Origin of the sequence: Polaribacter sp. 20A6 (assembly GCF_011378915.1) — a bacterium.
In the GTDB taxonomy this organism is placed as follows: domain Bacteria; phylum Bacteroidota; class Bacteroidia; order Flavobacteriales; family Flavobacteriaceae; genus Polaribacter; species Polaribacter sejongensis.
In genome coordinates this window covers 365330-377348 of the sequence record NZ_WTPZ01000004.1, presented here as the reverse complement: position 1 = coordinate 377348, position 12019 = coordinate 365330, and the positions used below count along the sequence as shown (strand labels likewise).

Below are 12019 nucleotides of genomic sequence, written 5' to 3'. Positions count from 1 at the left end.
TTTGAATTTTAAAATAAAGAAAAGTTTCAAAAATAAATTAGTTATCAAACAAGTCTAGCCCTGATTGAACGGTCTGTGTGAGCTCTTTTTTGAGGTACGAAAAAAAAGCGAGTAGTGAAAGCAGTAAATAGCTACAAATAAAAAAACCTTTCTGATTTCTCAAAAAGGTTTTAAATATCTAAAAGTTTAAATTTCTAATTATTTAGAAATCGAACTTACATTTCTAATGCTTTTGCTGGATTGTTGTCCATCAATAACTCAACTGGGTTTTCTAAAGCTTCTTTAACAGCCACTAAGAAACCAACAGATTCTCTACCATCTACAATTCTATGATCGTAAGATAAAGCAACATACATAATTGGCTGAATTACAATTCCACCATTTACTGCCATTGGTCTGTCTACAATATTGTGCATTCCTAAAATTCCACTCTGTGGAGGATTTAAAATAGGAGTAGATAACATAGAACCAAATACACCACCGTTGGTAATTGTAAAAGTTCCACCAGTCATTTCATCAATAGTAATTTGACCGTCTCTAGCTCTAATTGCTAAACGTTTTACTTCAGATTCTACACCTCTAAAAGATAAGTTTTCTGCATTTCTAATAACAGGAACCATTAAACCTTTTGGTCCAGAAACTGCAATAGAAATATCTTGAAAATCATTTTTAATTTGATAATCTCCATCTATCATAGAGTTTACATCTGGAAATAATTTTAAAGCTCTAACCACGGCTAAAGTAAAGAAAGACATAAAGCCTAATCCAACACCGTGTCTTGCTTTAAAAGCTTCTTTGTATTCTGTACGTAAATCAAAAATTGGTTGCATGTTTACTTCGTTAAAAGTAGTTAACATAGCCGTTTCGCTTTTTACAGCTACCAAACGTTCTGCAACTTTTCTACGTAACATAGACATTTTCTTACGCTCAGTTCCTCTAGAACCACTAGCAGGTTGCGTTCCCATAGAAGGTACTGCTTTTACAGCATCATCTTTGGTAATTCTACCATCTTTTCCACTACCTTTTACAGCAGAAGGAGCAATTCCTTTTTCAGCTAAAACTTTTTTAGCAGCAGGAGAAGCTGTTCCAGTTGCGTATGTAGCAGCTTTTTGCGCTTCTTTTACTTCAACTTTCTTTTCTTCTTTTGGCGCTTCTGTTTTTGCAGGTGCATCACCTTCTGGTTTTGCAGCACTTGTGTCAATTAAACAAACAACTGCACCAACGGCAACTGCGTCACCTTCTTCTGCTTTTAAAGTGATAATTCCACTTTCTTCAGCAGGCAATTCTAAGGTTGCTTTGTCAGAATCTACTTCTGCAATTGGTTGATCTTTTTCTACATAATCACCATCTTCTACTAACCAAGTTGCAATTTCTACTTCTGTAATTGATTCCCCCGGAGAAGGAACTTTCATTTCTAAAACACTCATGCTTTCTTAATTTATTAATACCAAACTTAATACGGTACGCTATTTAATTATTTTTTTATTTTATTTATTTGGGCGTTTTAACAGGCTTTCCATTATATCTTTTTTACTTCTGTTCTCGATAAATTTGCAAAAGAGCAAATTCACTCGAACTGACAGTAAAAAAGGATGTCATCTCAATCCTTAACGCTTTTACTCGGTGTCAAATACACTGTCTATAACAGCTTTATGACGTTTTTTAAATCTTGTACTAGAACCAGCTGCAGGTACTGCATAGTATTTACGAGAACGAACTGTTAATTTTACCAACTCAAAACGTTCTAACATATAACTCCAAGCTCCCATGTTTCTTGGTTCTTCTTGTGCCCAAATGTATTCTTCTACATTAGGATATCTGTCTATTACTTTCTGTATTTTCTCTAAATGTAAAGGGAATAATTGCTCTATTCTTACCAAAGCAATATCATCTCTTTTTAAATTTTCTCTTTCTTCAAGTAAATCATAATAGAATTTACCCATACAGAAAACTATTTTCTTTACTTTTTTAGGTGCTAGTGTATCATCTATAACTTCTTGAAATTCACTAGTAGCTAAATCTTGAATCGTATTAACTGCTTTTGGATGACGTAATAAACTTTTAGGTGTAAATACAATTAAAGGTTTTCTATACGTACGTTTCATTTGTCTACGTAACAAATGATAAAAGTTAGAAGGTGTTGTACAATTTGCAACCGTCATATTATCTATGGCGCATAATTGTAGGTAACGTTCTATTCTAGCAGATGAATGCTCAGAACCTTGCCCTTCATAACCGTGAGGTAATAAGACTACAATTCCGTTTTGTAATTTCCACTTATCTTCTGCAGCAGAAATATATTGGTCAAACATAATTTGTGCACCGTTAGAGAAATCTCCAAACTGTGCTTCCCAAATTGTTAATGTATTTGGGTTTGCCATGGCGTAACCATAATCAAAACCAAGTACACCGTATTCAGACAATAACGAGTTGTAAATCGTCATTTGTCCTTTATTATTAGGGTTTGTATTTAATAAGTTGATACGTTCTTCTGTAACCTCATCACGTAAGATAGCATGTCTGTGAGAAAATGTTCCTCTTTCTACATCTTGTCCAGAAATACGAATATTATATCCTTCTTCCATTAAACTTCCGTAGGCAAGAGTTTCTGCCATTCCCCAGTCTAAGTTATTCGTTTCAAAAGTCATTTTAGCTCTACCAGCTAAAATACGTTCTGCTTTTCTAACAAAGTTAGCTCCTTCAGGAACTGTAGAAACAATCTTTGCTATATTTTTTAACTTATCTTCTTCGTACGTTGTATTATCCGTAAGTAACATGGTGTCCAGGTCTTCACGCTCATATCCTTCCCAGGTAGATTGCATAAATTCTCTTACGATAGATTTTTCTACTTTCTTAGCCTCCTCAAATTCTCTTTCAAGCATTTGTTTAAATTCGGTAGTAATTTCTTTTAAGTAAGAGCCGTCTATAGAGCCTTCTGAAAGCAATTGTTCTGCATAAATATCTTTTGGATTTTTATGTTTAGAGATTGCTTTGTATAATGTAGGTTGTGTAAAACGAGGTTCATCTCCTTCATTATGACCATATTTTCTATAGCCTAATAAATCGATGAAAATATCTTGTTTAAACTTCATTCTAAATTCTAACGCCATTTCCATTGCATGACAAACAGCTTCTGTATCATCTGCATTTACGTGTAATACTGGCGATAAAGTTACTTTTGCAACATCTGTACAATACGTACTAGAACGTGCATCTAAATAATTAGTTGTAAAACCAATTTGATTATTTACAACAATGTGAATTGTACCACCTGTTTTATAACCATTTAATTTTGCCATTTGAGTTACCTCATATGCAATACCTTGACCTGCAATTGCAGCATCTCCGTGAATTATAATTGGTAATATTTTGCTAGCATCACCATTATATTTTCTATCTATTTTAGCTCTTGTAATTCCTTCTGTTACTGCAGCTACAGTTTCTAAATGAGAAGGATTTGGAACTAAATTCATTTTTATTTCGTTACCGTCTCTAAAAGTTTTACTTAACGTTAAACCTAAATGGTACTTTACATCTCCATCGATGTCTTCATCTTCGAAATCTTTCCCTTCAAATTCACTAAATAAATCTCTAACAGGTTTTTTAAAGATGTTAACTAAGGTGTTTAAACGCCCTCTATGCGCCATTCCTAAAACACATTCTTTAACTCCGTATTTTTCTGCGGCATCTCTTAAGATAACACTCATACCAGGAATTAAGGTTTCTCCACCTTCTAAAGAAAAACGTTTCTGACCTACATATTTAGTCTGTAAGAAACTCTCAAAAGTTACTGCTTGGTTTAGTTTTCCTAAAATATATTTTTTAGCCTCTATAGAGTAGTTTGGATGGTTGTCGTTTTTATTAAAACGTTCATGCCACCATTTTAATTTTTCTGGGTTACGCATATACATGTATTCTACACCAATAGAATCACAGTAAATACGTTGTAAGTTTTTTATAATTTCAGAAAGTTTTGCTTTTCCTAAGCCTAAAACTTCACCTGCAGAAAATTCTTTATCTAAATCGATTTCGGAAAGTCCAAAGTTTTCAAGATCTAAAGTAGGGTAATACTGTCTTCTATCTCTAACCGGGTTTGTTTTTGTAAATAAATGACCACGTGTTCTGTACCCATTAATTAAATCGACAACAAAAAATTCTTTACGAACTTCTTGAGGTATTTCTGATGAAACTTCTTCTTCATCTTTTAAAGAATAATTCTCATTTGCTAAATCATATCCCTGAAAGAAGCTTCTCCAGCTTGGTTCTACGGCATCTGGGTTTATCAAATACTTATCATATAAATCAGCTATAAAGCCTGTGTGTGCTGCGTTTAAAAACGAAAATTTATCCATATTATAGTTTCTACTTTTTTAAAGTATGTAATGCAGAATCAAAAATACAAATTTTGTAGTAAACCCGTATTATTTATTGATAATAATACAAAATACTTTTTTTTGTTTTTTTTTAATCTTTTTTTAAAAATTGTTTGGTGAAGTTAAAAAAGGATGTATATTTGCACTCGCAAAACACATTTATGTGTCGCAAACTCCTTCTTAGCTCAGTTGGTTAGAGCATCTGACTGTTAATCAGAGGGTCCAAGGTTCGAGTCCTTGAGAGGGAGCAAAAAAGTCTTATCTTTATTGATAAGGCTTTTTTTTTGTTCTAAACTTTTTTAGATTCAGTTTGTGTTGACTAAAGATCATAGATGTTTAGTACAAAAAATGGATTAGCACAAAAAGTTGTGGAGTAAACTAAAAAAGAAGAACTTTGACTTTTAAATTACTTCTTTTTTGGATACTTCAATTGAACGAATCAAGTCCAAAATTGTGGGACTTGATTTTTTTGTATAAATATTAAGGTACTAACAATTGATTGTCACTTTGCGTTTACTTTAGTCAACTGAATAATTAGTGGTGTAGAACCTAAGAATTATGTATAAATATTAGAAAGTTAAAGTCGAGAGATTGTAGATTTTTTACTAGACATAAAATACTTTCTTTTTAGTGTAAAAAAAAATTAATAAACACTTGTGCAAGTAATAAAAAGATTTATATTTGCAGTCGCTAATCGCATTATATGTGAAGCAAACTCCTTCTTAGCTCAGTTGGTTAGAGCATCTGACTGTTAATCAGAGGGTCCAAGGTTCGAGTCCTTGAGAGGGAGCAAAAAAAGTCTTATCTTTATTGATAAGGCTTTTTTTTTGTGTCTATATTTTTTAAATTTAGACCGTTGTGGAGTAGTTGATTGCGTTATTTGATTTTATGCGAAGTGGTAAATGTTTTTATTTTTTTAGTTTTTTTCTTTTAGGCCTTGTGTTCTTTGTAGAGTTTCTTATGAATTCAAAAGAAGGTGAAATTGATGATGGTGGAATAAGTAATCGATTAACTGAGGCTGATGAAGTGATAGAGGTGAATGATAATTTACTATTAGTAGATGAGCCTATAAAAGAAGTGGAAAATATACCGTTAAAAATTTATACGCCAACTAAAAACAAGTGGTTGAATCCGACAGATAATTTGGGAAATTTGAAAAAGGAGTTGAAAATGATTAAGTGAACACTTGATTAGTGTAGTTTATACTGATAATGGCTTTTGCTTACTTCTGTTTTTTATATTGAATGCCGCGTGAAGGATAGTAATGAAAAGCCCGCAGTGAGGCACGATCGAGGACTTGTAATGGATAGCCTGACCATTTTTAAGCTAAATGTTTGTTGTTATAAATGATGTTCTTTTAAAAATGGGCACGCCCAAAATATTGTTACTACTTTAATGCAAAAAAAACTCATCAATAATTAAATTGATGAGTTTTGATATATTCTCGACACAATTCCGAAAATACGGAATCATTAGAGTTGATAGTTTGGATAAATTACATAGCAACTAAATCGCCAGTAACATCTTTAGAAGGTAATTCTGTTTTACCCATTAAAAATAAATCCACTTGTCTTGCTGCTTCTCTTCCTTCAGAAATTGCCCAAACAATTAAAGACTGTCCACGACGCATATCTCCCGCTGTAAAGATGTTTTTTACATTGGTTTGATATTTTCCGTATTCTGCTTTGTAGTTAGAGCGAGCATCTGTTTTAAGACCTAATTTATCTGCTAAAGTACTTTCTGGACCTGTAAAACCTAATGCTAATAAAGCTAAATCACAAGGCCACGTTTTTTCTGTACCTGCAATCTCTATTAACTGAGGTCTTTGACCTGGAACCATTTTCCATTCTACATTAACTGTTTTTAAAGCAGTTAATTTTCCGTTTGCATCTTTAACAAACTCTTTGGTGTTAATTAACCAATTACGATCTGCACCTTCTTTGTGAGAAGATGAGGTCTTTAATTGTAAAGGCCAAAAAGGCCAAGGAGTTGTTGGTGAACGGTGTCCTGGAGGTTTTGGCATAATTTCAAAGTTTACCACAGATTTTGCTCCGTGTCTGTTTGAAGTTCCAATACAATCAGATCCTGTATCTCCACCACCAATTACAATTACATCTTTATCTGTAGCTAATATTTGGTCTTTTACTTCTTTACCAAACACAACTTTTGTTTGTTGTGTTAAGAAATCCATTGCTTGTACTACACCATCGGCATCAATACCAGGGGTTGGTAAGCTACGTCTTTCTGTTGCACCACCACATAATACAATACTGTCAAAAGCTTTTAATTCTTTTACACTATAGTTAACACCAACGTTTACGTTTGTTTTAAATATAATTCCTTCTGCTTCTAAAATAGCAACTCTTCTATCGATAATTCCTTTTTCTAATTTAAAATTAGGAATTCCGTAACGTAGTAAGCCACCAACTTCATCATCTCTTTCAAACACGGTAACTGTATGACCAGCTCTGTTTAATTGCTGTGCTGCTGCTAATCCTGCAGGACCAGAACCAACAATTGCAATTGTTTTTCCTGTTCTGTTTTTTGGAGGTTGAGGTTTTATCCAGCCTTCTTTAAAGGCACGTTCTACAATGTTTTTTTCAATATTTTCAATAGAAACGGGGTCTTCAATAATACCTAATACACATGATTGTTCACATGGAGCAGGGCATAAGCGACCTGTAAATTCTGGAAAATTGTTTGTAGAATGTAGTATCCATGAAGCTTTTTTCCATTCACCTTGGTGTACCATATGATTGAAATCTGGAATTAGATTTCCTAATGGGCAACCACTATGGCAAAAAGGAATACCGCAATCCATACAACGTGATCCTTGTTTTGTTATTTCTTCTTCAGAAAGTGGAACTGTAAATTCTTTATAATTTTTTACACGATCTTTTACGGAAGTGTATGTTTCATCCTGTCTTTCAAATTCTTTAAATCCTGTTATTTTTCCCATGACATTATGCTATTGTTAGTTCTTCGAACATTGGTTCTTCTGTTTCTATACGTTTTAAGGCTTTCTTGTATTCAATTGGCATTACTTTTACAAAGTTTTTTAAGCTTGTTTCCCAATCTGCTAACAATTCTGCACCTCTTTTACTGTCTGTATATAAAACATGTTTTTCTATTGTTGCTTTTAATTCAGCAGCAACTTCTTCAGAGATTTCTTCGAACTCAATAGTTTCTGTATTACAAAGTCCGTTTATAAATGTATTGTTAGGGTCATATACATAAGCGATACCACCACTCATACCTGCAGCAAAATTTCTACCTGTTTTACCTAAAACAACTACTTTACCACCGGTCATGTATTCACAACAGTGATCTCCAACTCCTTCTACAACTGCTGTTGCACCAGAGTTACGAACTGCAAAACGTTCTCCTGCAATTCCGTTTATATATGCTTCACCGGCTACGGCTCCAAACATACAAACGTTACCAACAATAATGTTGTTCTCTGCTAAAAAGTCTGCTTTTGCAGGTTTCTTAACGATTAATTTGGCTCCAGATAAACCTTTACCTAAATAATCATTTGTATTACCGTCTAAAGTAAATGTTAATCCATGAGCTCCAAATGCTCCAAAACTTTGACCTGCAGAACCTGTGAAGTTTATGTTTAGTGTGTCTTCAGGTAAACCTAAATGACCATATATTTTAGAAATTTCATGACTTACAATTGCTCCAACAGTACGGTTTGTATTTTTAATTGGATATGCTAAATTCATTTTCTCTTTTCTATATAAAGCTCTGTGAGAATCTTTTAATATAGTAAAGTCTAAAACTCCTTCTAAGTTGTGGTCTTGTTTTTCAGTATTCTTAACAATCATGCTTCTATAAGCAGTTGGTCTGTGTAAAATACTAGATAAATCTAAACCTTTTGCTTTATAATGGTTTATCGCTTTGTTTGCGTTAATTTTATGAGTCTGACCCACCATTTCGTCTAGTGTTCTAAAACCTAGTTGTGCCATAATTGCTCTTAATTCTTCTGCAATATAGAAGAAGAAGTTAATTACGTGTTCTGGTGTTCCTTTAAAGTTTTTACGTAACTCTTTATCTTGAGTTGCAATACCAACCGGACAAGTGTTTAAGTGACATTTACGCATCATAATACAACCTGAAGCAACTAAAGGAGCGGTTGCAAAACCAAATTCCTCAGCACCTAATAAAGCTGCAATGGCAACATCACGACCTGTTTTTAATTGTCCATCACATTCTACAACAATTCTACTTCTTAAATCATTAAGAACTAAAGTTTGTTGTGCTTCAGCTAAACCAAGTTCCCAAGGTAAACCAGCGTGTTTTAATGAGGTAAGAGGAGAGGCTCCAGTACCACCGTCGTAACCAGCAATTAGTACAACATCTGCTTTTGCTTTGGCAACACCAGCAGCAATAGTACCAACACCAACTTCAGAAACTAACTTTACGTTAATTCTAGCGTCTCTGTTTGCGTTCTTTAAATCGTAGATTAATTGTGCTAAATCTTCAATTGAATAAATATCGTGATGAGGAGGAGGAGAAATCAATCCAACAAAAGGAGTTGAGTTTCTTGCTGCTGCAATCCAAGGTAATACCTTTGATCCAGGTAATTGACCACCTTCACCAGGTTTGGCTCCTTGAGCCATTTTTATTTGTATTTCTTTTGCACTAGATAGATAGTGAGAAGTTACTCCAAATCTACCAGATGCTACTTGTTTAATTGCAGAGTTTCTGCTGTCTCCATTGATGTCTTTTTGAAAACGTTTTCTGTCTTCTCCACCTTCACCAGAATTAGATTTTCCTCCAATTCTATTCATAGCAATTGCTAAGTTTTCGTGTGCTTCTCTAGAGATAGATCCGTAAGACATGGCACCCGTTTTAAAACGTTTTACAATATCTGTCCAAGGTTCTACTTCTTCTAATGGAATTGGATCTAAGTTGTCAAACTGAAACAAACCACGAATTGTCATTAAACTTTCTGATTGTTCGTTAATTGTTTTAGCGTATACATCATAACTCGCCTGATCACTTAAACGAACTGCTTGCTGTAGTTTAGCAACTGTCGTTGGATTAAATAAGTGGCGCTCACCATTTCTTCTCCATCTATAATCTCCACCAACATTTAAACCTAAGTTTTTGTCAATTTGATTATCTGGATATGCTTGTTTATAGCGTTGGTCAATTTCTTTTTCAACTTCATATAAACCAATACCTTCAATTCTTGAAGCGGTGTATGGGAAATATTTTTCAACAAATTGCGAGTTAAAACCTACAATTTCGAAAATCTGAGAACCTCTATAAGAGTGTAAAGTAGAGATCCCTATTTTGTTCATTACTTTTAAAATTCCTTTACCAATTGCTTGGTTGAAATTATCAACAGCTTTTTGCTCGTCTATACCAGTTATGAAGCCTTCTTTAACTTGCATTCTGATAATTTCATTAACCATATATGGGTTTACAGCACTAGCGCCATAACCAAATAAAGTTGCAAAATGATGCGGTTCACGTGGTTCTGCAGATTCAATAATAATATCGAAATAAGAACGCTTACGTAAACGGTTTAATTGATGATTTACAAAAGAACATGCTAATAAAGCAGGGATAGGAGCAAACTCTTGGTTTACGCCACGGTCTGATAATATAATGATGTTGTTTTTTTCTTCAATTGCTTTTTCTACCTGAATAACAATTGCGTCTAAAGCATCTTCAAGTCCGTTTAATCCTTGTGCTTTTGGATATAAAATTTCAATAGTCTTCGCTTTGAAGCTTTCAATATCTATATTTCTTATTTTTTCTAAATCGGCATTAGAAATAACAGGGTTCTGAATTCTTAGTTTTCTACACTGTCTGTTTGTAATGCTGAAAATATTTCTGTCTTTTCCTAAATTTAAACTAATGTCAGTTACAATTTCTTCACGAATTCCATCTAAAGGTGGGTTTGTAACTTGTGCGAATAATTGTTTAAAGTAGTTTGATATTAATTGAGGTCTGTCTGATAAAACAGCTAGAGGAGTATCAATTCCCATTGATCCTAAGGCTTCTTTTCCAACAATTGCCATTGGTGTAATTACTTCTTGAATATCTTCAAAAGTATAATTAAATAAACGTTGACGCGTTTTTACGTCAATGGTTTCAATTGGACAAGTTTCACCATTATAAGGAACATCTTTTAAGTGTAAACGAGATTTGTCTAACCATTCTTGATACGGTCTTTCAGAAACAATTTTACTTTTTATTTCTTCATCCTGAATAATTCTACCTTCATTCATGTCTACCAAGAACATTTTTCCTGGCTCTAATCTTCCGTGTTCTTTTACGTCTTCAGGGGCAACATCTACAACACCAATTTCTGATGACATAATTAAGCTACCACTTTTTGTAACCGTATATCTAGATGGTCTTAAACCATTTCTATCTAATAAAGCTCCAATATAATCTCCATCTGTAAAAGGTACAGATGCAGGTCCATCCCAAGGTTCCATAATACAACCATTATATTCATAAAAAGCTTTACGCTCCTTAGACATGGTTTTATGTTTTTCCCAAGCTTCAGGAATCATCATCATCATAATTTCTGGTAATGAACGACCGGTGTGGGTTAATAACTCAACCACCATATCCATAGAAGCAGAATCTGATTTTCCTGGTAAAATAATTGGGAATAATTTATCTATTTGTGGTCCAAAAACATCACTTTTCATGATTTCTTCTCGAACTCTCATTCTACTAACATTACCACGTAAAGTATTAATTTCTCCATTCTGACACATGTGTCTAAATGGTTGGGCTAACTCCCAAGTTGGCATTGTGTTGGTAGAAAAACGTTGGTGTACTAATGCTAAACGTGTTACTAAATCTATTTCTTGTAAATCTAAATAATAAGGTCCAATATCTTCTGGCATAATAATACCTTTGTAGATAATTGTAGTTATAGATAAACTTGGAATGTAAAAATATTTGCTTTCAGAAATCTTAGATTTTCTGATAGTATGTTCTGCTATTTTTCTAGCAGCATATAATTTAGCTTTAAAGGTAGCTTCGTCAATTTCATCTGTTTTACCTATAAATAATTGTTCAATATTAGGTTCTGATGCTAAAGCAATTTCTCCTAATTGAGAAGGGTCTACAGGAACTTCTCTCCAACCTAAAATGGCAAGTCCTTGTTGTTTTATTTCTTCTTCAAATGTGGTTTTACAGAAATTATATTGGTTACTAACCTTTGGAAGAAACACCATTCCAACTGCATATTCGCGTTGTTCGGGTATAGGAAAATTACAGACTCGTTTAAAGTAGTCATGAGGTATGTCTATTAAAATTCCGGCTCCATCTCCTGTTTTTCCATCTGCACTAACACCTCCTCTATGTTCTAGTTTTACTAGAATTTCTAGGGCGTCGTGTATAATTTGATTTGTTTTATCTCCATTCAAATTACAGATAAAACCAGCACCGCAATTTTCGTGTTCAAACTCTGGTAAGTATAATCCTTGTTTCTCCATATTGTGTTCAATTATATATACAAATCTATGTATTTTATTGAAAAGGATTCAGTATTCTCGCTGTTTTAATGTGATTTTTATGATGAAAACAATAAAACCGTGTAAAAAGATTACTTATGACAATCTAAGGGAATTTTATTATCATATTCATAAAATAAGAAAAAAAGTCCA

Annotated in this window: 5 protein-coding genes and 2 tRNA genes; 3 read left to right on the top strand and 4 right to left on the bottom strand. The window is 33.4% G+C overall.

Annotated elements, in window-relative coordinates:
- Positions 1 to 215 precede the first annotated feature (215 nt).
- Positions 216 to 1427 carry a 2-oxoglutarate dehydrogenase complex dihydrolipoyllysine-residue succinyltransferase gene (gene odhB / locus GQS57_RS11675; protein ID WP_165733026.1) on the bottom strand — a complete coding sequence of 404 codons (1212 nt, stop codon included), beginning with the start codon at positions 1425 to 1427 and terminating at the stop codon, positions 216 to 218.
- Positions 1428 to 1616: 189 nt separating this feature from the next.
- Positions 1617 to 4352, bottom strand: coding sequence for a 2-oxoglutarate dehydrogenase E1 component (locus GQS57_RS11670; RefSeq protein ID WP_165733025.1), 2736 nt, complete (start codon positions 4350 to 4352; stop codon positions 1617 to 1619).
- Positions 4353 to 4547: 195 nt separating this feature from the next.
- On the opposite strand from GQS57_RS11670, the gene GQS57_RS11665 reads away from it, so the two are divergent.
- The 3 genes from GQS57_RS11665 to GQS57_RS11655 all read left to right on the top strand — a co-directional run bounded on the left by GQS57_RS11665 (position 4548) and on the right by GQS57_RS11655 (position 5555).
- A tRNA-Asn gene (locus GQS57_RS11665) sits at positions 4548 to 4621 on the top strand.
- Positions 4622 to 5089: 468 nt separating this feature from the next.
- Positions 5090 to 5163: transfer RNA gene (locus GQS57_RS11660), tRNA-Asn, on the top strand.
- A gap of 170 nt (positions 5164 to 5333) precedes the next feature.
- Positions 5334 to 5555 carry a hypothetical protein gene (locus tag GQS57_RS11655; protein WP_165733024.1) on the top strand — a complete coding sequence of 74 codons (222 nt, stop codon included), beginning with the start codon at positions 5334 to 5336 and terminating at the stop codon, positions 5553 to 5555.
- Positions 5556 to 5868: 313 nt separating this feature from the next.
- On the opposite strand, the gene GQS57_RS11650 is transcribed toward GQS57_RS11655, so the two are convergent.
- Positions 5869 to 7332 carry a glutamate synthase subunit beta gene (locus tag GQS57_RS11650; protein ID WP_165733023.1) on the bottom strand — a complete coding sequence of 488 codons (1464 nt, stop codon included), beginning with the start codon at positions 7330 to 7332 and terminating at the stop codon, positions 5869 to 5871.
- 4 nt (positions 7333 to 7336) lie between these two features.
- A complete protein-coding gene (gene gltB, locus GQS57_RS11645; RefSeq protein WP_165733022.1) occupies positions 7337 to 11848 on the bottom strand; it encodes a glutamate synthase large subunit in 4512 nt (1503 codons plus the stop codon).
- Positions 11849 to 12019 lie beyond the last annotated feature (171 nt).

What these genes read in the sequence shown, in the direction of transcription:
- GQS57_RS11670 (WP_165733025.1), bottom strand. Translation starts at nt 4,352, where the DNA reads ATGGATAAATTTTCGTTTTTAAACGCAGCACACACAGGCTTTATAGCT.
- GQS57_RS11650 (WP_165733023.1), bottom strand. Translation starts at nt 7,332, where the DNA reads ATGGGAAAAATAACAGGATTTAAAGAATTTGAAAGACAGGATGAAACA.
- odhB (WP_165733026.1), bottom strand. Translation starts at nt 1,427, where the DNA reads ATGAGTGTTTTAGAAATGAAAGTTCCTTCTCCGGGGGAATCAATTACA.
- GQS57_RS11655 (WP_165733024.1), top strand. Translation starts at nt 5,334, where the DNA reads ATGAATTCAAAAGAAGGTGAAATTGATGATGGTGGAATAAGTAATCGA.
- gltB (WP_165733022.1), bottom strand. Translation starts at nt 11,848, where the DNA reads ATGGAGAAACAAGGATTATACTTACCAGAGTTTGAACACGAAAATTGC.